This window comes from Microbacterium azadirachtae, from assembly GCF_000956505.1.
Classification (GTDB): Bacteria; Actinomycetota; Actinomycetes; order Actinomycetales; family Microbacteriaceae; genus Microbacterium; species Microbacterium azadirachtae_A.
This window is the reverse complement of record NZ_JYIX01000036.1, coordinates 133609-156867: the sequence shown is the minus strand read 5'-3', so window position 1 is coordinate 156867 and position 23259 is coordinate 133609. Positions and strand designations below refer to the sequence as shown.

The 23259-nt window shown below is 68.3% G+C and carries 22 protein-coding genes; 8 read left to right on the top strand and 14 right to left on the bottom strand.

What is annotated here, in order from left to right:
* Window positions 1-9 precede the first annotated feature (9 nt).
* Entirely contained in the window at window positions 10-1074 is a 1065-nt protein-coding gene (gene trpD, locus RS86_RS12080) for an anthranilate phosphoribosyltransferase (RefSeq protein WP_045272503.1), read from the bottom strand.
* Window positions 1075-1255: 181 nt separating this feature from the next.
* Here trpD and RS86_RS12075 point away from each other — a divergent pair, with 181 nt between their 5' ends.
* From RS86_RS12075 to RS86_RS12050, 6 genes are all read left to right on the top strand, one after another.
* Window positions 1256-1888: a cytochrome c oxidase subunit 3 gene (locus RS86_RS12075; RefSeq protein WP_152642153.1), complete on the top strand. Its 633-nt coding sequence runs from the start codon at window positions 1256-1258 to the stop codon at window positions 1886-1888.
* Between the two features lie 21 nt (window positions 1889-1909).
* Window positions 1910-2707 (top strand): cytochrome c, encoded by a 798-nt coding sequence (locus tag RS86_RS12070; RefSeq protein WP_045272502.1) that lies wholly within the window; start codon window positions 1910-1912, stop codon window positions 2705-2707.
* Between the two features lie 33 nt (window positions 2708-2740).
* Window positions 2741-3814: a ubiquinol-cytochrome c reductase iron-sulfur subunit gene (locus RS86_RS12065; protein WP_045272501.1), complete on the top strand. Its 1074-nt coding sequence runs from the start codon at window positions 2741-2743 to the stop codon at window positions 3812-3814.
* A complete protein-coding gene (locus RS86_RS12060) occupies window positions 3811-5634 on the top strand; it encodes a cytochrome b (RefSeq protein ID WP_045272500.1) in 1824 nt (607 codons plus the stop codon). Before RS86_RS12065 ends, RS86_RS12060 begins: the two co-directional genes overlap by 4 nt.
* 127 nt (window positions 5635-5761) lie before the next feature.
* Window positions 5762-6313 (top strand): hypothetical protein, encoded by a 552-nt coding sequence (locus RS86_RS12055; RefSeq protein ID WP_045272499.1) that lies wholly within the window; start codon window positions 5762-5764, stop codon window positions 6311-6313.
* Between the two features lie 72 nt (window positions 6314-6385).
* Entirely contained in the window at window positions 6386-6805 is a 420-nt protein-coding gene (locus tag RS86_RS12050; protein ID WP_045272498.1) for a rhodanese-like domain-containing protein, read from the top strand.
* Between the two features lie 8 nt (window positions 6806-6813).
* On the opposite strand, the gene RS86_RS12045 is transcribed toward RS86_RS12050, so the two are convergent.
* From RS86_RS12045 to RS86_RS12020, 6 genes are all read right to left on the bottom strand, one after another.
* On the bottom strand, window positions 6814-7014 hold the full coding sequence (locus RS86_RS12045) for a hypothetical protein (RefSeq protein ID WP_045272497.1): 201 nt from the start codon (window positions 7012-7014) through the stop codon (window positions 6814-6816).
* A 166-nt stretch (window positions 7015-7180) separates the two neighbouring features.
* A complete protein-coding gene (locus RS86_RS12040) occupies window positions 7181-7615 on the bottom strand; it encodes a cytochrome c oxidase subunit 4 (RefSeq protein ID WP_045272496.1) in 435 nt (144 codons plus the stop codon).
* A gap of 3 nt (window positions 7616-7618) precedes the next feature.
* On the bottom strand, window positions 7619-9346 hold the full coding sequence (ctaD, locus tag RS86_RS12035) for a cytochrome c oxidase subunit I (RefSeq protein WP_045272495.1): 1728 nt from the start codon (window positions 9344-9346) through the stop codon (window positions 7619-7621).
* 5 nt (window positions 9347-9351) lie between these two features.
* A complete protein-coding gene (gene coxB, locus RS86_RS12030) occupies window positions 9352-10251 on the bottom strand; it encodes a cytochrome c oxidase subunit II (RefSeq protein ID WP_045272494.1) in 900 nt (299 codons plus the stop codon).
* Between the two features lie 122 nt (window positions 10252-10373).
* Window positions 10374-10736 carry an iron-sulfur cluster insertion protein ErpA gene (gene erpA / locus RS86_RS12025; RefSeq protein WP_045272493.1) on the bottom strand — a complete coding sequence of 121 codons (363 nt, stop codon included), beginning with the start codon at window positions 10734-10736 and terminating at the stop codon, window positions 10374-10376.
* Window positions 10737-10854: 118 nt separating this feature from the next.
* The gene (locus tag RS86_RS12020) at window positions 10855-12270 is read right to left on the bottom strand and encodes a dipeptidase (RefSeq protein ID WP_045272492.1); all 1416 of its coding nucleotides are present in this window, start codon (window positions 12268-12270) and stop codon (window positions 10855-10857) included.
* A gap of 53 nt (window positions 12271-12323) precedes the next feature.
* Between RS86_RS12020 and RS86_RS12015 the strand changes: the two genes are divergently transcribed.
* Complete coding sequence (locus RS86_RS12015; protein WP_045272491.1) at window positions 12324-12884, top strand: DUF3043 domain-containing protein; 561 nt, start codon at window positions 12324-12326, stop codon at window positions 12882-12884.
* A gap of 73 nt (window positions 12885-12957) precedes the next feature.
* On the opposite strand, the gene RS86_RS12010 is transcribed toward RS86_RS12015, so the two are convergent.
* The 5 genes from RS86_RS12010 to dnaE all read right to left on the bottom strand — a co-directional run bounded on the left by RS86_RS12010 (window position 12958) and on the right by dnaE (window position 20939).
* The gene (locus tag RS86_RS12010; protein ID WP_045272490.1) at window positions 12958-13980 is read right to left on the bottom strand and encodes a quinone-dependent dihydroorotate dehydrogenase; all 1023 of its coding nucleotides are present in this window, start codon (window positions 13978-13980) and stop codon (window positions 12958-12960) included.
* A 44-nt stretch (window positions 13981-14024) separates the two neighbouring features.
* The gene (gene nrdR, locus RS86_RS12005) at window positions 14025-14498 is read right to left on the bottom strand and encodes a transcriptional regulator NrdR (RefSeq protein ID WP_045272489.1); all 474 of its coding nucleotides are present in this window, start codon (window positions 14496-14498) and stop codon (window positions 14025-14027) included.
* A gap of 10 nt (window positions 14499-14508) precedes the next feature.
* Window positions 14509-15843 (bottom strand): histidinol dehydrogenase, encoded by a 1335-nt coding sequence (gene hisD, locus RS86_RS12000; protein WP_045272488.1) that lies wholly within the window; start codon window positions 15841-15843, stop codon window positions 14509-14511.
* A 6-nt stretch (window positions 15844-15849) separates the two neighbouring features.
* Complete coding sequence (locus RS86_RS19915; RefSeq protein ID WP_052680235.1) at window positions 15850-17316, bottom strand: hypothetical protein; 1467 nt, start codon at window positions 17314-17316, stop codon at window positions 15850-15852.
* Window positions 17317-17420: 104 nt separating this feature from the next.
* Complete coding sequence (dnaE, locus tag RS86_RS11985; RefSeq protein ID WP_045272487.1) at window positions 17421-20939, bottom strand: DNA polymerase III subunit alpha; 3519 nt, start codon at window positions 20937-20939, stop codon at window positions 17421-17423.
* A 65-nt stretch (window positions 20940-21004) separates the two neighbouring features.
* On the opposite strand from dnaE, the gene RS86_RS11980 reads away from it, so the two are divergent.
* Window positions 21005-21526 carry an NUDIX hydrolase gene (locus tag RS86_RS11980; RefSeq protein WP_045272486.1) on the top strand — a complete coding sequence of 174 codons (522 nt, stop codon included), beginning with the start codon at window positions 21005-21007 and terminating at the stop codon, window positions 21524-21526.
* On the opposite strand, the gene RS86_RS11975 is transcribed toward RS86_RS11980, so the two are convergent.
* Window positions 21490-22632, bottom strand: coding sequence for a hypothetical protein (locus RS86_RS11975; RefSeq protein WP_160299688.1), 1143 nt, complete (start codon window positions 22630-22632; stop codon window positions 21490-21492). The two genes, RS86_RS11980 and RS86_RS11975, sit on opposite strands and share 37 nt — an antisense overlap.
* Complete coding sequence (locus tag RS86_RS11970) at window positions 22619-23209, bottom strand: RNA polymerase sigma factor (RefSeq protein ID WP_045272484.1); 591 nt, start codon at window positions 23207-23209, stop codon at window positions 22619-22621. The genes RS86_RS11975 and RS86_RS11970 overlap by 14 nt, the downstream gene beginning before the upstream one ends.
* Between the last annotated feature and the right edge of the window lie 50 nt (window positions 23210-23259).

The following is a 23259-nucleotide window of genomic DNA, read 5'->3' as shown; positions in this document are numbered from 1 at the left end:
CTGCGCCGCTCAGTCGGCGGCGAGCTCCTTGGATGCCGCCACCCACGCGTCCAGCTTCGCGATGGCGCGCCCGTCGTCGACCGCGGCTTCGGCCAGGGCCAGGGCCGCACGCAGCCGCTCCACGATGGGCACCTGCGCCTGGGCCGCATCGTGGGACAGCTCATAGGCGACGATGCCCGCCGCGGCGTTCAGCAGCACGATGTCGCGCACAGCGCCGCGCTCGCCCTCGAGTGTGCGGCGCAGCACATCCGCGTTGTGCTCCGGCGAGCCGCCGATGAGATCGGCGAGCTCGGCGAGCGGGATGCCCAGGTCTCGCGGATCCAGGTCGTGCTCGTGGATGTCGCCTCGGGTGACCTCCCAGAGGCGGCTGTGGCCCGTGGTCGTGAGCTCATCGAGACCGTCGTCTCCGCGGAACACCAGCGCGGTGGCTCCGCGGGTGCGGAACACGCCGGTGATGAGCGGCACGCGATCCAGCTGGGCGACGCCGACTGCGTTCGCCTCGGCGCGGGCGGGATTGCAGAGCGGGCCGAGCATGTTGAACACGGTCGGCACCCCGAGCTCAGCACGGACGGCGCCCGCGTTCTTGAAGCCGGGGTGGAAGGCGCCGGCCCAGGCGAAGGTGATGCCGGTGCGATCGAGAATCTCGGCCACGGCCTGCGGGTCGAGGGTGAGCTGGAGCCCCAGCGCTCCGAGGACGTCGGAGGATCCGGACGCCGAGCTGGCCGCACGGTTGCCGTGCTTGACGACGGGCACTCCGGTCGCGCCGATGATGACGGCCGCCGTGGTCGACACGTTCACGGTCCCGATGCGGTCCCCGCCCGTGCCGACGATGTCGAGGACGTCCGAGGACACCGGCAGCGGCACGGCCGCTTCGAGGATCGCATCGCGGAAGCCGACGACCTCGTCGATCGTCTCCCCCTTGGCGCGGAGACCGATCAGGAATCCGGCGAGCTGCGCCTCGGTCGCCTGGCCGCGCATCACCTGACGCATCGCCCAGGTCGACTCGTAGACGCTCAGATCGCGTCCGGCGAGGAGTGTGGAGAGGACATCGGGCCAGGTCAGAGCTTCCGCCATGCCAGCGATCCTATCGATGTGATCCAGTCGTGATCCCCGCGATGACGCTCTCCGCCCGGCCCGCAACCACGCGTCTCCCAGGGGATTCGCGGCTGGTTCCGAGGCTGCACCGAGGCGCGGACGAGCTGAACCGCCGCCCCCGGTGCGACAATCGGCGTCCAGGATCGGCCATAATGGACAGGTGACGACCTCAGCGACGTATGCCCCGGTGGCGAGAACGATCAAGCGCCCCAACCCGGTGGCTGTGGGAACCATTGTCTGGCTCGGCAGTGAAGTGATGTTCTTCGCGGGACTCTTCGCGATCTACTTCACCCTGCGCAGCACCTCTCCGGAGCTCTGGGCATCACGCACAGAGAGCCTGAACGTGCCGTTCGCCGCGATCAACACCCTGGTCCTGGTGGCGTCCTCGTTCACCTGCCAGATGGGCGTGTTCGCGGCGGAGCGCATGCAGCCCTACACGTCGGTCAACGACAGGGGCCGCAAGCGCTGGGGCATGGTCCCGTGGTTCTGGCTGACCTTCGCGATGGGCGCGTTCTTCGTGTCCGGTCAGGTGTGGGAGTACTCCCAGCTGATCGCCGAGGGCATGCCGATCTCGGCCGATTCCTACGCCTCCGCGTTCTACATCACCACCGGCTTCCACGCCCTGCACGTCACCGGCGGTCTGGTCGCGTTCCTGCTGACCCTCGGCCGCGCATTCGCCGTCAAGAACTTCACGCACAAGGAGGCGACGACCGCCATCGTGGTGTCCTACTACTGGCACTTCGTCGACGTCGTGTGGATCGTGCTGTTCTTCGTCATCTATTTCCTCAAGTAAGAAGCGGAGCGGATTCCCGACATGGCACGTGAGAAGAAGCGCCGTACCGGCCGCCGCAGCCCCCTGGCTGCCGCGGCGCTGATCGGCGCAGGCCTGATGATCACCGGCGGCGTCTACGCCGGTGCGAGTGCGGCGTTCGCCGCGACCGAGCCGGCGTCCGTCACCGCCGCGGTCTCGACCGAGGACGGGCAGAAGCTGTTCCAGGCGAACTGCGCCACCTGCCACGGCATGAACCTGCAGGGGACCGCCACCGGACCGAGCCTCTACGGCGTCGGCGAGCTCGCGGTCGAGTTCCAGATGTCGACGGGCCGCATGCCGCTGCAGATGCAGGGTCCGCAGGCTCCGCAGAAGCACCCGCAGTTCTCCGAGGAGCAGATCAAGAACGTCGCCGCCTGGGTGCAGTCGGTCGCCCCCGGCCCGACCTACCCCGAGGAGAAGACCCTCGACGGCAAGGGCGACGTCGCGCACGGCGCCGAGCTGTTCCGCATCAACTGCGCCATGTGCCACAACGTGGCAGGCGCCGGTGGCGCGCTGACCGAGGGCAAGTATGCGCCGGGTCTGATGAAGACCAGCGCTCTGCACATGTACGCGGCGATGGTCACCGGCCCGCAGAACATGCCGGTCTTCGGCAACATGTCGCTTTCGGCAGACGACAAGCGCGACATCATCTCCGCCCTGCTCTTCCAGCAGAAGGCGACCCAGGTGGGCGGCATGGATCTCGGATCCCTCGGTCCCGTCTCAGAGGGCTTGTTCATCTGGATCTTCGGCATCGGCGCACTCGTCGCCATCACCGTGTGGATCACGGCGAAGTCCAACTGACGCCGGCATATCGAAGAACGTACGAGGAGAACCATGGCACACGACGACCCGCACGCTCTTGACCGGACCTATCAGGCACCGGTCGGGCTGAGCGTCGACGTCAGCGACCGCGCGAAGAACCCGGGGCTGCCCGCGCACCGCGAGCGCGTCACGGACCAGGACCCGACGGCGATGAACAACGCCGCCCGCACCGTCTACACGCTCTTCTACCTCTCCCTCGCGGGCAGCATCTGGGCGGTCGCCGCTTACATGCTGTTCCCGATCGAGAGCGGCTCGCTCGTCGACGTGCGCTACAACAACCTGTTCATCGGCCTCGGGATCGCCCTCGCCCTGCTCGCGCTCGGCATCGGTGCGATCCACTGGTCGAAGGCCATCATGGCCGACAAGGAGCACATCGAGTACCGGCACCCCACCCGCGGTCGCGACTCGACCCGTGAGGCCGCGATCCAGGCGTTCGCCGACGCGAACGAGGAGTCCGGCTTCGGCCGCCGCGTGATGATCCGCAACTCGCTCATCGCCGCGGTCGTCGCCTCCGTCGTCCCCGGCCTCGCGCTCTTCCGCGGCCTTGCCCCGCACAGCACCGCCGAGAACCCGATCGCGGGCGACCCGGTGCAGCTGCTCAAGCACACCATGTGGGAGAAGGGCATGCGCCTGGCGCACGACCCCGACGGCACCCCGATCCGCGCCGCCGACATCACGATCGGCTCCGCCGTGCACGTGATCCCCGAGCCCCTCAGCAAGGTCGGCCATGAAGACGGCTACCTCGAGGAGAAGGCCAAGGCGATCGTCCTGCTGATGCGTCTGCTCCCCGAGCAGCTCATCGAGACCGAGGACCGCAAGACCTGGTCCTACAACGGCATCGTCGCCTACTCCAAGGTCTGCACGCACGTCGGCTGCCCCGTCGCACTGTACGAGCAGCAGACCCACCACCTGCTCTGCCCGTGCCACCAGTCGCAGTTCGACGTGACCGAGCACGCCAAGGTCATCTTCGGCCCGGCCGCCCGCCCGCTGCCGCAGCTGCCGATCACCGTCGACGACGAGGGCTACCTCGTCGCGCAGAGCGATTTCCACGAACCCGTCGGTCCGAGCTTCTGGGAGCGTCATTGAGCACCGCAACTGTTACCGAGCAGAAATCCTCGGAGAAGCCTTCGGAGAAGCCCTCTGAGGCGCCGCTGGGCGGCCGATTCGTCGGCGGTCTCTCCAACTACATCGACGAGCGGACGAGCCTCTCCGGCTTCGTCAAGGAGCTCGGCCGCAAGATCTTCCCCGATCACTGGTCGTTCATGCTCGGCGAGATCGCGCTGTGGAGCTTCGTCGTCGTGCTGCTCTCCGGCACGTTCCTGACGTTCTTCTTCCAGGCGTCGATGGTCCCCACGCACTACGCCGGCGCCTACGCGCCGATGCGCGGTGTGGAGATGTCCGCGGCGCTCGACTCGACGCTGCGCATCTCCTTCGACCTGCGCGGCGGGCTCCTCGTCCGTCAGATCCACCACTGGGCCGCGCTCACGTTCGTCGCCGGCATCGGCGTGCACATGCTGCGCGTGTTCTTCACGGGTGCGTTCCGCAAGCCGCGTGAGCTGAACTGGGTGATCGGCTTCGTGCTGTTCGTCCTCGCGATGGCCGAGGGCTTCACCGGCTACTCGCTCCCCGACGACCTGCTCTCGGGCAACGGCCTCCGCATCATCGACGGCATGATCAAGGGCCTCCCCCTGATCGGCACCTGGACCTCGTTCATGCTGTTCGGCGGTGAGTTCCCGGGCGACCAGATCGTGGGACGCCTGTACACGCTGCACATCCTGATCCTGCCGCTCCTGGTGATCGGCCTGGTCGTGCTGCACCTGATGCTCATGGTGATCAACAAGCACACGCAGTTCGCCGGCCCCGGCCGCACGGACGAGAACGTCGTGGGCTACCCGATGATGCCGATCTACATGTCGAAGATGGGCGGCTTCCTGTTCATCACGTTCGGCGTGATCGTCCTGATCGCCTCGCTGTTCCAGATCAACCCGATCTGGAACTACGGCCCGTACGACCCGTCCCCCGTGTCGGCGGGTACGCAGCCCGACTGGTACATCGGCTTCGCCGACGGTGCTCTGCGTCTGGCGCCGTCGAACCTCGACGTCGTGTTCCTCGACCACACCTGGTCGTTCGGGATCATCATCCCGGTGCTGGTGCTGGGCCTGTTCATCGTGCTCGTCGCCATCTACCCCTTCATCGAGGCGTGGCTGACCGGCGACAAGCGCGAGCACCACATCGCACAGCGCCCGCGCACCTCCGCGACCCGCACCGCGATCGGCGTCGCCGGCGTGATCTTCTACGCGGTGCTGTGGGCGGCCGCGTCGTCCGACCTGATCGCGACGCACTTCTCGCTCACGATGGAGGGCGTGATCCACACGCTCCAGGCGCTGCTCTTCCTCGGCCCGATCCTCAGCTACTTCATCACGAAGCGCATCTGCATTGCGCTGCAGAAGAAGGACCGCGAGATCGTCCTGCACGGCTACGAGTCCGGTCGCATCGTCCGCCTGCCCGGCGGCGAGTACATCGAGGTCCACAAGCCGGTCGACGTGTACGACCGCTGGAAGCTCATCGACACCGAGGTGTACGAGCCGCTCGTGGTCCGCCCGAACGCCAAGGGTCGCATCCCGTGGACGCAGAACCTGCGTTCCTCGATGTCGCGCTGGTTCTTCGAGGACCGCCTGTCCCCGCTCACGCAGGCCGAGATCGCCGCTGCGGACGCGCACCAGCGTCACACGCTGCACGACACGAACGAGTCCGCGCACGAGGAGATCGTGGCCTCTCACGCCCGTGCAGGTGTGAGCGAGGACGAGATCGTGCCCGCCGACAACTCGCGCGTCAGTGAGACCCCGAACACGCCGAGCTCCGCGCTCGCGCCGGAGTCGCTGCCTGCGAAGGAGAGCGGCGAGTAGTCCGCTCCGCCACCACTGCCGAAGGCCCCGTCATCTGACGGGGCCTTCGTCGTCGGTGCCTCCGCGCCGGAGTAACCTGGCTCGAGCTTGCGGAGTTCAGTAGCTGCAGCGACGGAAGGAAAGAAGGATGACGAACCTCTTCATCGATGACATGGACGGTGAAGGCACTTCGCCGGACACGAGCCACCCCCGATTCGTCGCCATCGCGCCCGACTGGTTCTACGAGGAGGATTACGATTTCGCCCCGTTCGGCAGTGACGACGGCAGCGACGCCCTCCGCGGGCTCGAGGATTGGCTGTCCGAGCACGGCGCTGACGCCGACCCGACCACCTACCTGACACAGATCCTCACCGAATCAGGGTTCGAGATCCCGGTCGACCTGATCGACGCCGCCGAGGAGGAGTTGCTGGCCTGGGCGGCCGAGGACGACATGAATGAAGCGGCTCTGACGTTCGATGCCCGCTCTCGTGTCGCCACAGCGCTCGGGCAGGTCAAGGTCACCGGCAGGCTATCCCCCGCGATGCTGGACGAAGGACGGCGCGGTCTGCGAGTCTGGCGATCCCTCACAGCCGACACGACGCTGGATCCCGACTGGCTCTACCGCGACGAGGCGCTCGGCCGCCTCACCGACATGGGCACAGCCTTCGATGTCCTCGACCCGCGAACGTCGACCACGTGATATCCCTCGACGACCTGATCAGCGTGTACCTGTAGTACACCCTGGTTCGCGAAGAGCCAGTAACCTGGCCAGATGACCTCAGCCGTGGACCACTTCTCCGCCAAGCTCGCCCACGAGACCGATGCGAGCGACGTGCATGCCGCCCGCAAGGCCGGCCAGGAGGTCGCCGTCGTCGATGTCCGCAGCGACGAGGCGTGGGCCCAGGGTCGCATCGTCGACGCGATCCACATGCACTACAGCGAGATCGCCGCGAGGGCGCCGCTGGAGATCCTCCAGGGCACGCCCGTGGTCGTCTACTGCTGGAGCCCCGGCTGCAATGCGGCCGACAAAGGCGCCCTGGAGTTCGCCAAGCTCGGCTACGACGTGAAGCTCATGATCGGCGGCTTCGAGTACTGGGTGCGCGAGGGCTACCCCGTCGAGAACGCCGACGGCGTGCATCGCCGACCGGTGGATCCTCTCACTGGCGTCCCGCGCATCCGCGCCAACGCCTGACACGGCATCTAGGAACGGTGCAGGCGACCGGTCCCGGGGTCGACCCAGTTGCCGGACCCGGTGGTCCGATGCCAGCGCTTGTGGAACGCGAGGTCGGTGCCGTCGGCCTCGACGACGGCCGCACCGCACAGATCGCAGATGCGCAGGAGGACGGTGTCGCCGTTCGCGGTCGTGACGGAAACCGTCCCCTCCGGGAATACCACGCCCATCACGTTCCTCCTTGCGCGGCAGCCAACACGGGGCGGTCGGCCTCCGAGCCTGCCATCAGCGTACGTCATGCGGCGTCTCTGCGCCGTGAGTCAGTGCCGGGTGAGCAGCCCTCAGGCGACGACGAGGCCCCTGGAGCAAGAGCTCCAGGGGCCTCGTGAGAAGAACTCAGCGGGCGAAATGACCGCGGTAGTACTCGTACACCCAGCCGACGATCGCGACCACGAAGATGGCCAGCGCGACCGGGAAGAGGAAGACTCCCACGGCCAGTGCGATCATCCCGACGGCAGCGGCTCCGGCGAGCACGATCGGCCACCAGGACCAGGGGCTGAACTCGCCGAGCTCGGGGTCGCCGTCATCGATGTCGCTCGTGAGGATGTCCTCGGGGAGGCTGCCTCCCTGGGCCTTGTGCGTGCGGTCCAGGTAGAACGCGATCATCGCGGCCATGAAGGCAGCGAAGAACAGCGCGACGGTGCCGACCCACTCGATGGCCCTCACGGGCGGCTCACCGGCGTGCGCCACCAGGTTCCAGACCGTGTAGATCACGCCCACGAGGGCGAAGAATCCGGTGAGGATCCACCAGAGAACGATGTTGTCGCGCATGGGTCAGTGGGCCTTTCCGTCGGCGGCCGCGGCAACCGGGTGCTCTGCGGCCTCCGGGTGATTGAGGTCGAATGCCGGACGCTCGCTGCGGATCCGCGGGATCGACGTGAAGTTGTGGCGCGGCGGCGGGCACGACGTGGCCCACTCGAGCGAAGCGCCGTAGCCCCACGGGTCGTTCACGGTGACCTTCGGCGCCTTGCGCGCGGTCAGCCACACGTTCAGGAAGAACGGCAGCATCGACGCGCCGAGGATGATGGCGCCGATCGTGGAGACCTGGTTCTCCCAGGCCCAGTTGTCGTAGGCCGAGTAGTCGGCGTAACGACGCGGCATGCCGTCGACGCCCAGCCAGTGCTGGATGAGGAACGTCATGTGGAAGCCGATGAACAGCATCCAGAAGTGCACGTAGCCGAGACGCTCGTTGAGCATCCGGCCGGTCCACTTCGGCCACCAGAAGTAGAAGCCCGCGAACATGGCGAACACCACCGTGCCGAACACCACGTAGTGGAAGTGCGCGACGACGAAGTACGAGTCGGAGAGGAAGAAGTCCAGCGGCGGGGAGGCCAGGATGACACCGGTCAGACCACCGAAGACGAACGAGACCAGGAAGCCCAGCGCGAACACCATGGGTGTCTCGAAGGTCACGGATCCTCGCCAGAGCGTGCCGATCCAGTTGAAGATCTTCACGCCGGTCGGAACCGCGATGAGCATGGTCATGAGCGCGAAGAACGGCAGCAGGACACCGCCGGTCACGTACATGTGGTGCGCCCACACGGCCACCGACAGCGCGGCGATCGCGATCGTCGCGTAGACGAGGGTCTTGTATCCGAAGATCGGCTTGCGGCTGAACACCGGGAAGATCTCAGAGACGATGCCGAAGAACGGCAGCGCGATGATGTAGACCTCGGGGTGGCCGAAGAACCAGAACAGGTGCTGCCAGAGGAGCACGCCGCCGTTGGCCGGGTCGTAGATGTGCGCGCCGAGCACGCGGTCGGCGGCGGCGGCCAGCATGGCCGCGGCCAGGACCGGGAACGCCATCAGGATCAGCAGGCTCGTGATCAGCGTGTTCCACGAGAAGATCGGCATGCGCCACATGGTCATGCCAGGAGCGCGCATCGTGATGATCGTGGTGATGAAGTTGACCGCACCGAGGATCGTTCCGAAACCGGACATGCCGAGGCCGAGCATCCACAGGTTTCCGCCGGCGCCGGGAGTGAACGAGGCGCTCGCGAGCGGCTGATAGGCGAACCAGCCGAACGAGGCGGCGCCCTGCGGGGTGAGGAAGCCGGCGACCGCGATCGTGGAGCCGAACAGGAAGAGCCAGAACGCGAAGGCGTTCAGACGCGGGAATGCGACGTCGGGGGCGCCGATCTGCAGCGGCAGGATCGCGTTCGCGAAGCCCGCGAACAGCGGGGTCGCGAACATCAGCAGCATGATCGTGCCGTGCATCGTGAAGAGCTGGTTGTACTGCTCCTTCGTCGGGATGATCTGCATGCCCGGCGAGAAGAGCTCGGCGCGGATGATGAGAGCCATCACGCCGCCGAGGAGGAAGAACAGCACCGAGGCGATCAGATACATGTATCCGATCGTCTTGTGGTCGGTGGAGGTGATCCACTTGACGACGATGTTGCCCTTCTGCTCGACGCGGGTCGAGCTGAGCAGGGCCGCCTGGCGCGGCGGGATCGTCGTCGGACGCGCGCCGACCTCTGACGTGTCGGGAAGAGTGCTCGTCATTCTGCTTACTTCGCTTCCGAGTCGGTCGTGGGCTTGCCGGTGCCGGGGTAGTTGGTCAGGCGGTTGTAGGCATCGGTGATGTCACCCGTGTTGCCCTCGTCCTTGAGCTTGGCGAGGTACGTCTGGTAGTCAGCGTCGCTGACGACCTTCACGTTGAAGAGCATCATCGAGTGGTACTCGCCGCAGAGCTCTGCGCACTTGCCCTGGTAGGTGCCCTCGCGGGTCGGCGTGAAGGACCACGAGTTGTCCTTGCCGATGTACATGTCCTTCTTGTACAGGAAGTCGATGATCCAGAACGAGTGGATCACGTCGCGCGACTGCAGGTTGATCTTGACCGTCTTGTTGACCGGCAGGTACAGGGTCGGCAGAGCCGACTGATCGATGTTGCCCGCCTTGTCGGGCTGCGCCTGGACACCCATGGTCCACACGGCGTCGGAGTTGTCCTTCTCCTTGCCGTCGTACTGGAAGTCCCAGGCCCACTGCTTGCCGATCGCGGTGACCTCCACATCGGGCTTGTCGTACTGCGTCTCGATGATCGTCTGATCACGCGCCGTGAAGGCGAACATTCCGAAGATCAGGATCAGCGGGACGATCGTGTAGAAGATCTCGAGCGGCATGTTGTAGCGCAGCTGCACCGGGAGGCCGGTCTGGCCCTTGCGGCGGCGGTAGGCGATCGCGGCCCAGCCCATCAGACCCCAGGTGATGAGGCCGACGATGAGCAGGACGATCCACGAGTTGACCCAGAGCGCGGCGACGCGATCGGTCTGGTTGGTGGCGGGTGTGCCATCGGCTACGAAGCCCGGAAGGAATCCGTGGAGCTCGGTGGGAGAGCATCCCGCGAGGGCCACGGCTGCCGCAACTCCCAAGGGGAGTGCGGCCCAACGAAGGCGGCGTTTCGAGGGCACGATGCACCTTTCAGATCACGGACGTGGGCTACCCCAGTCTAGGGCAAGCTCACACCCGATTCACGCCATCCACGCAGGTTCGGCGTGGATGGCGCAGGGGTGGGAGAGGGGAATTCTGCGGGTCAGTGGAAGCTGTCGCCGCACGCGCAGGAGCCCTGCGCATTGGGGTTGTCGATCGTGAATCCCTGCTCCGAGATGGTGTCCTTGAAGTCGATCGCCGCACCGTCGAGATACGGCACGCTCATGTTGTCGATGATCACCTCGACGCCGTCGAAGTCGACGGTCTCGTCGCCTTCGAGATAGCGCTCGTCGAAGTAGAGCTGGTAGATCAGGCCCGAGCAGCCTCCGGGCTGCACGGCGACGCGCAGGCGCAGGTCGTCGCGGCCCTCCTGCTCCAGCAGGCTCTTAACCTTCGCCGCTGCGGCGTCGGTGAGCTTCACGCCGTGCGCGGCGGTGGTCTCGGGGGTGAGGGTGATGTCGCTCATGTCGCTCCTTGGATCGGCCGTGGCCAGGCACGGTTTCCGTCAGTCGAGTCTACCGCCGCGCACGCGCAGGGCATCGATCACGGCCGGTCACGACCGCGTCTCGATGCACTCCGGGTCGTCAGAGGGTGATCTCGTTCATCCGAGTGAGCAGCAGCGCCTCGGTCGCCACGGCGTGGCGGAACGTGTCCAGGTGCAGCGACTCGTTGGGGCTGTGCGCCCGCGAGTGCGGGTCCTCCACCCCGGTCACGAGGATCTCGGCGCCGGGGAATCGCTCCACCAGGTCCGCGATGAACGGGATGGATCCGCCGATGCCGAGATCGACCGGCGCCGTGCCGTAGCCGTCCGCCATCGCGCCGCGCACCAGGCCGACGGCCCACCCGCTGGTGTCGACCAGGAAGGGGTTGCCGAGATCGACGTCGGAGAAGGAGAGCTCAGCGCCGAAAGGCACGTGCGCCCGCAGGTGCGCCTGCAGTGCGGCGTACGCGTCGTCCGCGCTCTGCCCCGGCGCGATGCGGCAGCTGAGCACGACGGTGGCCTCGGGCGAGAGGGTGTTGGAAGCCGCCGCGACGGACGTGGCGTCGACGCCGATCACCGTCACGGACGGCTTGTTCCAGATGCGGCTGAGGATCGTGCCGTCGCCGATGGGCGACACCCCTGGCAGCAGCCCCGTCTCGTCGCGCAGCGTCTCCTCGCTGTACTCGGGCGTGGCGGCGTCGCGTACGGTCAGCCCCTCGACCGCGACGGATCCGTTCTCGTCCCACAGCGTGTTCAGAAGGCGGATGGTCGCGAGCATGGCGTCGGGCACCGCTCCCCCGAACATGCCGGAGTGCGAGGCGTGGTCGAGCGTGCGCACGGTGAGGGTGAAACGCACCGCGCCGCGCAGCGAGACCGTGAGCCCTGGCGTGTCAGAGTCCCAGTTGCCCGAGTCCGCGACCACGATCGCGTCGGCGCGCAGCGCGTCCTCATTGTCTGTGAGGAACTGCGCGAAGGAGCGGGATCCGTACTCCTCCTCGCCTTCGATGAACATCGCGATGCCAAGGTCCAGGTCGTCGCCCAGCGCCTCAGCGACCGCGCGGATGGACGCGATGTGCGCCATGATCCCCGCCTTGTCGTCGGCGGCCCCGCGGCCGTACAGCCGGCCGTCGCGGACGGTCGGCTCGAACGGCGGGGTCTCCCACAGCTCGTCCGCCCCCGGGGGCTGCACGTCGTGGTGCGCGTAGAGCAGGATCGTGGGCTTGCCGTTGCGCGCGGCCCTGCGAGCCAGGATGGCGGGCTGTCCGACTTCGTCGGTGCCGGGGATCGCCGCTCGCAGCACGCGCACGCTGTCGAACACTCCCGTCCCCTCGGCGAGCTCGGCGACCGCTGCGGCGCTGCGCACCAGCTGGGTCTGATCGAAGGCGGGCCATGCGATCCCCGGGATGCGCACCAGGGTGCCGAGATCGCTGAGGGCGGCGGGGATCCCGGTGCTCACGGCGGCGGTGACGGCGGCTTCGACGTCACCGGGGGCGGTGACCGAGAAGGAGGGAGAAGTCATGCAGGTAATCTTAGAGAACACCCGTTTCCCGTCTCTCGACTTCAGGAGCCTTCGTGCCCAGCACTCCCACCCCCGCACCAGAGGACTCCTCGGCCGACGCGAGCGGCAAGGGACGCCGCACGCCGACGCGCGCGGAGCAGGAGGCCGCCCGTCGCCGGCCGCTCGTGCCGGACACCAAGGAGGCCAAGGCCCAGGCGCGCGCCGACCTGCGTCAGCGCCAGGACCGGCAGCGCATCGGCATGGCCAACGGCGAGGAGAAGTACCTCCCCGTCCGCGACCGCGGCCCTCAGCGCCGCTGGGTGCGCGACTACGTCGACGCCGGCTGGCACGTCAGCGAGTGGATCATGGCCCTCATGGTCGTCGTGATCGTCGTCTCGCTGATCCCGAACACGCTGGTCGCCTACTGGGCGTTCATCGGCCTGTGGGGCTTCATCGCGATCGCGGTCATCGACATGGTGTTCCTCGGCATCCGGGTGAACCGCCGCATCGCCGAGAAGTACGGCAAGGACAAGCGCGAGCGCGGTCTCGCCTGGTACGCCGCCATGCGGTCGCTGCAGATGCGCTTCATGCGCCTGCCGAAGCCCCAGGTCAAGCGCGGGCAGTACCCGGACTGATCCGGATCCCCCTGACAGACGAGAAGGTCCCGGTGCGCAGCGAGCGCCCGGGACCTTTCTCGTCGTATGCAGGTCAGCGGGTGCGCAGCCCGGCGCGGATCTGGCGCGCCCAGAACGGTCCGCGGTAGAGGAACGCGGTGTAGCCCTGTACCAGGGTGGCACCGGCCTCGAGCCGCTCCCGCACCTCCGCACCGGTCTCGACCCCTCCCACGGAGATGACGCAGAAATCGGCGGGCACAGCGGCGCGGACGAGACGCAGGACCGCGAGCGAGCGCTCCTTGAGCGGGGCGCCGGACAGGCCGCCCTCCCCCGCTGCGGCGACCTTCGCGGGGTCCGTGCTCAGTCCTTCCCGCGAGATCGTCGTGTTCGTCGCGATGAGGCCGTCCAGCCCTTCGGCGACCGCGAGCTCCGCGATCGCGGTGACCTCGTCGTCGGGAAGATCAGGGGCGATCTTCACCAGGAGCGGAGTCGCGCCGGCGGCGGCCTTCACCGCGCGCAGCAGCGGTGCGAGGGTCTCCACGGCCTGCAGGCCGCGCAGCCCCGGCGTGTTCGGCGAGGACACGTTGATCGCCAGGTAGTCCGCGAGCGGAGCGAGGCGCACGGCCGAGGCGACGTAGTCGGCGGTCGCGTCCTCGACGGCGACCACGCGGCTCTTGCCGATGTTCACGCCGATCACGGCGGAGGGCCTGCGGCGGCGGAGCTTCCACAGCCGCTTCTCGGCGGCCTCGGCCCCGGCATTGTTGAAGCCCATCCGGTTCACGACCGCGCGGTCCGGAATGAGTCGGAAGAGGCGCGGCTTGAGGTTGCCGGGCTGCGGAATGGCGGTGATCGTGCCGACCTCGACGTGGCCGAAACCGAGCGCGGACAGCCCGCGCACGCCGACCGCGTTCTTGTCGAAGCCGGCGGCGATGCCGAAGGGGGTGGGGAACGTGAGCCCCAGCGCCTGCACCTCGTCGCCGGAGGCCGGTCGGGTCAGCGCACGCGCCGCCCACGAGAACGGAGGCACGCCGAGGATCCGCACCACGACCATGCCGGCATGGTGGGCGAACTCGGGATCGAAGCGCGCGAGGACGAGGCGGAAGAGCAGGGCATACATCCCTGCCAGGCTACCGGTCGGACGCGATGGATCCGACCGGCGGCTCAGAGCGCGGTCTGCGCAGCGGCGCGGCGGTGGTCGGCGCGCAGCTCGGCGATCGACGCCTCGAAGTCCTCGAGCGAATCGAACGCCTGGTAGACGCTCGCGAAACGGAGGTAGGCCACCTCGTCCAGATCCCGGAGCGGGCCGAGGATCGCGAGGCCGATCTCGTTCGTGTCCAACTGCGAGACGCCGGTCTGGCGCACCGCCTCCTCGACGCGCTGCGCGAGGATCGCGAGATCCGCTTCGGTCACGGGTCGCCCCTGGCAGGCCTTGCGCACGCCGGAGATCACCTTCTCGCGGCTGAACGGCTCCATCACGCCGGAACGCTTGATGACGTTCAGGCTCGCGGTCTCGGTGGTCGTGAACCGGCCCCCGCACTCCGGGCACTGACGGCGCCGGCGGATCGACAGCCCGTCGTCGCTCGTGCGGGAGTCGATGACGCGGGAGTCCGGATGACGGCAGAACGGGCAGTGCATTCGAGAAAGCCTACGCCCCGGCCGCCGCGGCGGGCTCGGGCGCGGCTGTGAACCGGGCCTCGACGGCCTCGCCGTGCGCGGGCAGCACCTCGGCGTCGGCGAGCGCGACGACACCGTCGCGAGCGCGCGCCAACGCGTCCCGATCGTAGGAGATCACCTGCTGCGGACGGAGGAAGGTGTAGGACCCGAGTCCGGACGCGTAGCGCGCCTGTCCCCCGGTCGGCAGCACGTGGTTGCTTCCGGCCATGTAGTCGCCCAGGCTCACCGGCGTCTGGTCTCCGACGAACACGGCACCCGCGCTCGTGAAGGAGGCGGCAGCCTCCTCCGCATCTTCGAGGTGCAGCTCGAGGTGCTCCGGCGCGTACGCGTTGCTGAAGGCCACGGCGGCCGCCCGGTCGTCGACCAGCACGATCGCCGACTGCGGTCCGTCCAGGGCGGTCTGCACGCGGACGCTGTGCCGAGTCGTGGCCGCGGCGTTCGCGACCTCGACGGCCACGCGGTCGGCGAGCTCGGCGGAGTCGGTGACGAGGACGGCGGATGCCTGCTCGTCGTGCTCGGCCTGGCTGATCAGATCCATGGCGATGAGGCGAGGATCCGCCTCGGCGTCCGCGACGATGAGGATCTCCGTCGCCCCGGCCTCGGAGTCCGTCCCGACGACGCCGGCGACGGCGCGTTTGGCGGAGGCGACGTAGTTGTTCCCGGGACCCGAGATGACGTCGACCGGCTCGAGACCGATCGCCTCGACGCCGTAGGCGAGGGCGCCGATCGCGCCCGCGCCGCCGATCGCGTAGACCTCGTCCACCCCGAGCAGGCCTGCGGCGGCCAGGATCGTCGGGTGGATGCGGCCGTCCTCACCGGACTGCGGCGGGGAGGCGAGCGCGATGCTGCCGACGCCCGCGACCTGTGCGGGAACGACGTTCATGACGACGCTCGAGGCGAGCGGCGCCTTGCCGCCTGGAATGTAGACGCCGACCCGACCGACCGGCTGCCAGCGCTGCACGATGCGGGCACCGGGGCCGATCTCGGTCACGCGCGGCGCGGGAACCTGTGCTGCCGAGCCTTGACGCACCCTGTCGATGGCGGCCTCGAGCGCGGCGCGGACCCGCGGGTCGACGCCGGCGAGCGCCTCGTCGATGTGCTCTCGCGGCACCCGGATCGCGTGCCCGCCGACGTGGTCGAAACGCTCGGCCTGCTCGCGCAGCGCCTCCTCGCCGCGCACACGCACGTCTTCCACGATCGCGGTGGCCGTGGCCAGCGCTTCCGCACGCGCGGCAGTGGCGCGCGGCACGGCCGCCAGCATCTCAGCGGTGGAGAGGGTGCGTCCCCTCAGGTCGATCGTCTGCATGCGTCCTCAGCCTCGGGTCATGTTCTCGGTGTCGTGCAGGTAGCCCACGCGACCGTCGTCGTGGCGCACGACGAAGGCGCCGCCACGGTCCTCGAGAACAAGGATCCATGCTTCCGGCCCGATCGTGAAAATCGAGTCGCCCCGCGCGTCATGAACGACGCGCGTGTCCGGCGCGAGCGCCCAGAACGGCTGGAGCTGCTCCCCCGTCGCCACCGAGCTCACCGCATCCGGCTCGTGCACGCTGTCCTGCGGCACGACGTCGACCGCGTGCGTGGCCACCTCGTCCACGGCCGACGGATCGAGCAGGTCGCCGAGCACCTCCGTCATGGTGTCGGAGAGATCGTGCGGCGCGACGCTCGAGTCCGGCGCATCGACGGGACCGCGGGCGGCGTCCGGGAACGAGTCGGACTCCTGCTCGGGCTCCGGCTCCGCGACGACCGCGGCGCGTCGGACGTCGGCACGCGTGGCGGGCTCGCCCTCTTCCCGCGCCTCCTCGGCGGGAGCCGGCGGCTCCTCGTCCTGGAGGGCCGGGCGGTCGGCGTCCGAGATCGTCTCGGTCGGGGCGTCCGCGGTCGGCATGACGCCGGTGAGGGCGTCATCAGAGGGCACCGTCTCCTGCGCGCCGGGCGAGGGCTGCGCCTCGACGACGGCGACGACGGGGGTCTCCCCCGATGCCAGGAAGGATTCGCGGTGGTGCTCGGGGACGTAGCCCGTCTCGCCCTGGACCACCGCGCCCGTGACGCCCGTGGCCGAGAGGTGTCCGGCGGCGCCGACCTCGTTGTCGTGCAGCAGACCCGGATCCACGTCGTCCTCGTTCTGCGGGTCGGAGACGCTTCCCCTCGCCCGCACAGGACGGGGGCGCGAGAACACCGGGCGGACGGGATTCGCACGGCGGTGCGCGAGGGTCTCCGTCCGCTCCTCGAAGTCCTCGCGGAGCCCGGGGATGAGCGCCGCGAAGACCGTCACCGCGACGAGGACCAGCATCAGCAGGATCTCCAGCCACAGCGGCCAGGTGACCAGCGGGGACCGCCGGGTCGCGCCGACCAGATCCAGCTGCTGCCACAGCAGGACGACCCAGCTCACGAGCGCGACCGAGAAGGCCACGGAGGCGAACTGATCGATGCCGAGGGATCCGACCCGGCGGATCCCCTCGGGAGAGAGCCGGCGGAGCACGATCAGGAACACGGCGGCGGTGGGCACGCCGATGGCGAGCGCCCACGCGCCGTTCATCGTCCATACCGTCGCGGAGCTGTCCAGGACGCTCCCTCCGCCGGGCACGAAGGAGAGCGCGAAGGCGATCACCCACGCGCCGATCATGATCAGCTCCCGCAGCGAGAAGCCGAACCAGCCCTGCTGCGGCGCCGCAGCGGGCAGGGGGCCCTCGTCGACCTCCATGTCGGACGAGGGGTCGTCGTTCGAAGTCGAATCCTGTACTTCCTGCGTCATCTCAGCGGAGGGGACGTCGCCGGTCATCGGTGTTTCCTTTCGTCGTGCGGCCGCTGGGGGCTTCGGCCGTCGAACGGGACCCGATATTACCCGGCGACGGTGGAGACCTCCTGAGCGACGTCCGGACGCGATCAGCCCAGGCACTGCGGACCGAGCAGCGACTTCAGATCGCCGAACAGGTCCGCCGTCACGGTCACCGGCATGGGCACCTCGAACACCTTCGCGCGCCCGCCGCGATGCATCTTCAGCATCACCTCGGTCTCGCCGGCGTGGCGGCGCAGCACGTCCGCCAGATCCTCGATGACGCGCTCGGTGGCCCGCTGCTCCGGCACCAGCAGCGACAGCGGTCCCGCGGCGTCGAAGGAGCCGACGTCCGGCGTGAACGCCGACTGCGCGTGCAGGTTCATGCCGTCGTCACGGCGGGAGACGCGCCCGCGCACCGCCAGGATCGAGTCCTGCTGCAGCATGCTCTGGAACTCGAGGTACGTCTTGCCCATGAACATGATGGTGATCTCGCCGCCGAAGTCCTCGACGGTGATCATGCCGTAGGGGTTGCCGCTGGCCTTGGCGACGCGATGCTGCACGCTCGTGACGAGCCCGGCGATCGTGACCTGATCGCCGTCCTGCAGATCCTCGGACTCCAGCAGACTGTTGATCGCGATCGAGGCGTGCTTCGCGAGCGGGACCTCGAGGCCGGCGAGTGGATGATCCGACACGTACAGGCCGAGCATCTCGCGCTCGAATGCGAGTTTGTCCTTCTTGGTCCACTCCGGACGGATGGGCACCTTGGGCGGCGCGACCTCTTCGATCTCGTCGTACAGGCTGTCGAAGTCGAAGCCGATGGCGCCCTGCGCCTCGTTGCGCTTCTGGCCCACCGACGCCTCGACGGCGTCCTCATGGATCTCCACGAGAGCGCGCCGCGTGTCGCCCATCGAGTCGAACGCGCCCGCCTTGATGAGCGACTCGACCGTGCGCTTGTTCGCGACGTGCAGCGGCACCTTCTTCAGGAAGTCGTGGAAGGAGGTGAAGTTCTCCTCCTGGCGGCCCTGCACGATGCCCTCGACGACGTTGGATCCGACGTTGCGCACGGCGCCGAGACCGAAGCGGATGTCCTCGCCGACGGCCGCGAAGAAGTTGATCGACTCCCGCACATCGGGCGGCAGCACCTTGATGCCCATGCGGCGGCACTCGTTCAGGTACAGCGCCATCTTGTCCTTGGAGTCGCCGACGCTGGTGAGCAGCGCCGCCATGTACTCGGCCGGGTAGTGCGCCTTGAGGTACGCGGTCCAGTACGAGATCACGCCGTAGGCGGCGGAGTGCGCTTTGTTGAAGGCGTAGTCGGAGAAGGGAAGCAGGATCTCCCAGAGCGCGTTGACGGCGCCGTCCGAATAGCCGTTCGCGTGCATGCCCCCCTGGAAGCCCTCGAACTGCTTGTCCAGCTCGCTCTTCTTCTTCTTGCCCATGGCACGGCGGAGGATGTCGGCCTGACCGAGCGAGAACCCGGCCACGCGCTGGGCGATCGCCATCACCTGCTCCTGGTAGATGATGAGGCCGTAGCTCTCCTCCAGGATGTCCTTGAGCGAGTCGGCGAACTCCGGGTGGATCGGCGTGATCTCCTGCAGGCCGTTCTTGCGCAGGGCGTAGTTCGTGTGCGAGTTGGCGCCCATGGGGCCCGGCCGGTACAGCGCGATGAGGGCCGAGATGTCGCCGAAGTTGTCCGGCTTCATCAGGCGCATGAGCGCGCGCATCGGGCCGCCGTCGAGCTGGAACACGCCGAGCGAGTCGCCCCTGGTGAGCAGGTCGTAGGACGGGCGGTCGTCGAGCGCGAGGTCTTCGAGCACGAGCTCCTCACCCCGGTTCATCCGGATGTTGGCGAGCGCGTCGGAGATGATCGTGAGGTTGCGCAGCCCCAGGAAGTCCATCTTGATGAGCCCGAGCGACTCGCAGGACGGATAGTCGAACTGCGTGACGATCTGGCCGTCCTGCTCGCGCTTCATGATCGGGATGATGTCGATCAGCGGATGCGAGGACATGATGACGCCGGCGGCGTGCACGCCCCACTGGCGCTTCAGATTCTCCAGTCCCAGGGCCGTGTCGAAAACGGTCTTCGCCTCGGGATCGGACTCGATCACGACGCGGAACTCGCTGGCCTCCTTGTACCGCGGGTGCTCCGGGTTGAACATGCCGTCCAGCGGCATGTCCTTGCCCATCACGGCGGGAGGCATCGCCTTGGTGAGCTTCTCCCCCATGCTGAACGGGAAGCCGAGCACGCGGCCCGCGTCCTTCAGCGCCTGCTTGGCCTTGATCGTGCCGTACGTGACGATCTGCGCGACGCGCTCGTCGCCGTACTTCTCTGTGACGTACTGGATCACCTCGCCGCGACGACGGTCGTCGAAGTCGACGTCGAAGTCGGGCATGGAGACGCGGTCCGGGTTCAGGAACCGCTCGAAGATGAGACCGTGCTCGAGCGGGTCGAGGTCGGTGATCTTCATCGCGTAGGCCGCCATGGACCCGGCTCCGGATCCGCGCCCTGGGCCGACCCGCACCCCGTTGTCCTTGGCCCAGTTGATGAAGTCGGCAACGACGAGGAAGTAGCCGGGGAACCCCATGGACGAGATGACCTCGACCTCGTAGTTCGCCTGGGTGCGCACCGCGTCCGGGATCCCCCCGGGGTAGCGGTCGCGCAGGCCGTTCTCGACCTCTTTGATGAACCAGCTCTCCTCGGTCTCGCCGTCGGGGACCGGGAAGCGCGGCATGAAGTTGGCGCCGGTGTTGAACGAGACGTCGCAGCGCTCGGCGATGAGCAGCGTGTTGTCGCACGCCTCGGGGTGATCGCGGAACACCTGGCGCATCTCCGCGGCGGACTTCACGTAGTAGCCGTCGCCGTCGAACTTGAACCGGTTCGGATCGTCGAGGGTCGAGCCGGACTGCACGCAGAGGAGCGCAGCGTGGCTGGTCGAGTCGTGCTGGTGCGTGTAGTGCAGGTCGTTCGTGCCGACGAGCGGGATCCCCAGATCCTTCGCGATCTTCAGCAGGTCGCCGGTGACGCGCCGTTCGATCTCGAGCCCGTGGTCCATGATCTCGGCGAAGTAGTTCTCCTTGCCGAAGATGTCCTGGAACTCGGCGGCCGCCGCACGGGCCGCGTCGTACTGGCCCAGCCGCAGCCGGGTCTGGATCTCGCCGGAGGGGCAGCCTGTGGTGGCGATCAGGCCCTTGGAGTACTTCTGCAGGATCTCGCGATCCATGCGCGGCTTGAAGTAGTAGCCCTCAAGGCTCGACGTCGACGAGAGCCGGAACAGGTTGTGCATGCCCTCGGTGGTCTCGGAGAGCAGGGTCATGTGGGTGTAGGCGCCGGATCCGGAGACGTCGTCGCGGCGCTGCTCCGGCGAGCCCCACTGCACGCGGGACTTGTCGCTGCGGTGCGTGCCGGGGGTGACGTACGCCTCGATGCCGATGATCGGCTTGACTCCGGCCGCCTGCGCGGCCTTGTAGAACTCGAACGCGGCGAACGTGTTGCCGTGGTCGGTCACGGCGACCGCCGGCATGCCCTGAGCGACGGCCTCCTGCACGAGCGGCGCGATACGCGCGGCCCCGTCCAGCATCGAGTACTCGCTGTGCACGTGCAGGTGGACGAAGGAGTCTGATGCCATGCTTCGAGTCTACGTTTCGGGGTGGGACATCGAGGCCCCGGACGCCCGCCGATAGCCTGGATCGCATGACCACCCCCGACTTCGTCCTCGCGCTCCGAGAGCATGTGGGCCACACCCCGCTGAACCTCGTCGGCGTCACCGCGATCGTGTTCCGCGACGAGAAGGTGCTGCTCGGCAGGCGCGCGGACAACGGCGCATGGCAGGCGGTGTCCGGGATCGTGGAGCCCGGCGAGGAGCCCGCGGACGCCGCAGCGCGGGAATGCCTCGAGGAGGCCGGCGTGGCGGTGAAGGTGGAGCGTCTCGCCCTCGTGCAGCAGCTCCCCCGCGTGACCTACGCGAACGGCGACGAGGTCGACTACCTCGATCTGGTGTTCCGCTGCACCTGGGTCTCGGGCGAGCCGTACCCGGCCGACGGTGAGCTCACCGAGGTCGGCTTCTACGACCTCGCCGCGATGGGCGACGTCGACGACGCCCACGTGCGCAAGATCGCCCTCGCCATGGCGGAGGACGATCCTGCACATTTCCGCGGCGGGAGGCCGCCGAGGGCGGCTCAGCCGGGCAGACCGTCCACGACGTCGACGACGTAGTCGGTCCTGACATCGGGGACGCCGTCGGGGACGATGCTCCCGCCGGGGTTGGTGCTGTCTGAGCTGCCCGTCACGCGCCCGTTGGACACATCGACGGTGATCGCCTGATGACGCTGCACATCGCCGGACTCCCCCTGCTCGCTCCCGAAGGACGAGTCGAACGAGATCGTGCGCAGGGACCCGTGACTGTCGACGATCGACGAACCGGGAAGCCGCCCGAGGGCCTGCAGCATCGCTGCACGCACGTCGCCGGTGCCCGCGTTGCATCCGAGCAGGGTGATCAGCCTCCACCCGACCATCGCGGCGTGATGGTAGTCCGAGATGCTGCCCTGACCGGCGGAGAGCTGCGAGAGCACCCCGTCGGCATCCGCGGGCAGTGACGTCAGGTAGTCGCTGTAGGTGGTCCCGTCCCCCTCGGGCAGGGAGCCTCCACCGCTGACGAAGCGTCCGTCGCCGCCCGCGGCGCTCATCCGATCCAGAAGCAGCTGCAAACGCGCATCGGCGTCGGCGTCCTGCCCGTATGCGGCGGTCACCACGGCCGGCTCTGCCGCCGCCCAGTACCAGTCGCCGGTCAGATCGGCGGGGATGTAGGTGGCGCCGCTGCTCCGCACCACCCAGGCGTGCGTCGCCGCCGGGTAGAACAAGCCGGAGCCGGGTTGGGAGATCGTCGAGTCGTCCCCGAGGAGGACACGGTCCGATGTCCAGGTGACGCGCAGGTATTGTCCGGGCTGCGGCGTGAGCCCTCCGTGGATCGCGGAAGCGGACGCGGCGCTGAGCACGCCTTGCGCCGTCTCCGGCACTGCGGACGCCGTCGGCCTCGGTGCGGGAGAGGAAGGAGCGGTCTGCGCCGGAGTCGGCGCCGGATGCGCGACGACGGGCGGCTTCGGTGCGGTCATGCCACCGACGATGAGCACCCCGGCGGTCGCCGCGGCCAAGGCTCCGGCCGCTCCTGCGGCGAGGAACCACGTCCGTCGGACGGGGCGCGCGCGCACGGGGCGCTCCTCGCCGCGGATCTCCGTCATCAACCGCATCCGCGCAGCCGCGAGGCTCTCCTCGACGCCCTCGATCTCGGGCCTGATCTTCTCGACCTTCTCAAACACGTCCAACGCTCTCTCCCTTCTGCTGCTTCTTCTCGAACGCCTCGATCCGGCGGTCCGGATCCAGGCGGCGGCGCACGCGATTGAGTCGCGACCGCACCGTCCCGACGGGGACGCCGAGGGCTTCCGCCACTTCCTCGTAGCTCAGCCCCTGCCAGGCGTAGAGCAGGAGCGTCTCCCTGTCTCTCGGCGCGAGGGCGGCGATCCGCGTCGTGAGCGACGCCACCTCGCGTTCCGCGTCGACACGTGACAGCGCCTCGTCGACGCCGCCCGACGATGTGAGCTCCTCGCGCCGCGCGGACGCCGTGAACGACCTCCAGTGCTTCGCCTCCACCGCGCGATGCCGACGGATCAGCCGTGCGGCGATGCCGAGGAGCCAGGGAACGCCCGATTCGGCGGCGAGGTCGAAGTCGGCGCGCCGGCGGAAGGCCGTCAAGAACGTCTCGCTCAGCACGTCCTCCGCGGCAGCGCGACCCACACGATAGGTCGCGAAGGCGTTCACGCTTCTCGCGTGCCGGTCGAAGAACTCGGCGAACGCCTCCGGCTGCTCGAGAGACCTCTGGATGATCTCGCTGTCTGTGCTCACGCTATGTATTGTCTGAGCCCGCGCATCCGGTTCACGGTATTTGCGGAGCA

What these genes read in the sequence shown, in the direction of transcription:
- RS86_RS12020 (WP_045272492.1), bottom strand. Translation starts at nt 12,270, where the DNA reads ATGACTTCTCCCTCCTTCTCGGTCACCGCCCCCGGTGACGTCGAAGCC.
- ctaD (WP_045272495.1), bottom strand. Translation starts at nt 9,346, where the DNA reads ATGACGAGCACTCTTCCCGACACGTCAGAGGTCGGCGCGCGTCCGACG.
- dnaE (WP_045272487.1), bottom strand. Translation starts at nt 20,939, where the DNA reads ATGGCATCAGACTCCTTCGTCCACCTGCACGTGCACAGCGAGTACTCG.
- RS86_RS12065 (WP_045272501.1), top strand. Translation starts at nt 2,741, where the DNA reads ATGGCACACGACGACCCGCACGCTCTTGACCGGACCTATCAGGCACCG.
- RS86_RS19915 (WP_052680235.1), bottom strand. Translation starts at nt 17,316, where the DNA reads ATGACCGGCGACGTCCCCTCCGCTGAGATGACGCAGGAAGTACAGGAT.
- hisD (WP_045272488.1), bottom strand. Translation starts at nt 15,843, where the DNA reads ATGCAGACGATCGACCTGAGGGGACGCACCCTCTCCACCGCTGAGATG.
- RS86_RS12050 (WP_045272498.1), top strand. Translation starts at nt 6,386, where the DNA reads ATGACCTCAGCCGTGGACCACTTCTCCGCCAAGCTCGCCCACGAGACC.
- RS86_RS12045 (WP_045272497.1), bottom strand. Translation starts at nt 7,014, where the DNA reads ATGGGCGTGGTATTCCCGGAGGGGACGGTTTCCGTCACGACCGCGAAC.
- erpA (WP_045272493.1), bottom strand. Translation starts at nt 10,736, where the DNA reads ATGAGCGACATCACCCTCACCCCCGAGACCACCGCCGCGCACGGCGTG.
- RS86_RS11980 (WP_045272486.1), top strand. Translation starts at nt 21,005, where the DNA reads ATGACCACCCCCGACTTCGTCCTCGCGCTCCGAGAGCATGTGGGCCAC.
- RS86_RS12010 (WP_045272490.1), bottom strand. Translation starts at nt 13,980, where the DNA reads ATGTATGCCCTGCTCTTCCGCCTCGTCCTCGCGCGCTTCGATCCCGAG.
- RS86_RS12055 (WP_045272499.1), top strand. Translation starts at nt 5,762, where the DNA reads ATGACGAACCTCTTCATCGATGACATGGACGGTGAAGGCACTTCGCCG.
- RS86_RS12070 (WP_045272502.1), top strand. Translation starts at nt 1,910, where the DNA reads ATGGCACGTGAGAAGAAGCGCCGTACCGGCCGCCGCAGCCCCCTGGCT.
- nrdR (WP_045272489.1), bottom strand. Translation starts at nt 14,498, where the DNA reads ATGCACTGCCCGTTCTGCCGTCATCCGGACTCCCGCGTCATCGACTCC.
- RS86_RS12040 (WP_045272496.1), bottom strand. Translation starts at nt 7,615, where the DNA reads ATGCGCGACAACATCGTTCTCTGGTGGATCCTCACCGGATTCTTCGCC.
- trpD (WP_045272503.1), bottom strand. Translation starts at nt 1,074, where the DNA reads ATGGCGGAAGCTCTGACCTGGCCCGATGTCCTCTCCACACTCCTCGCC.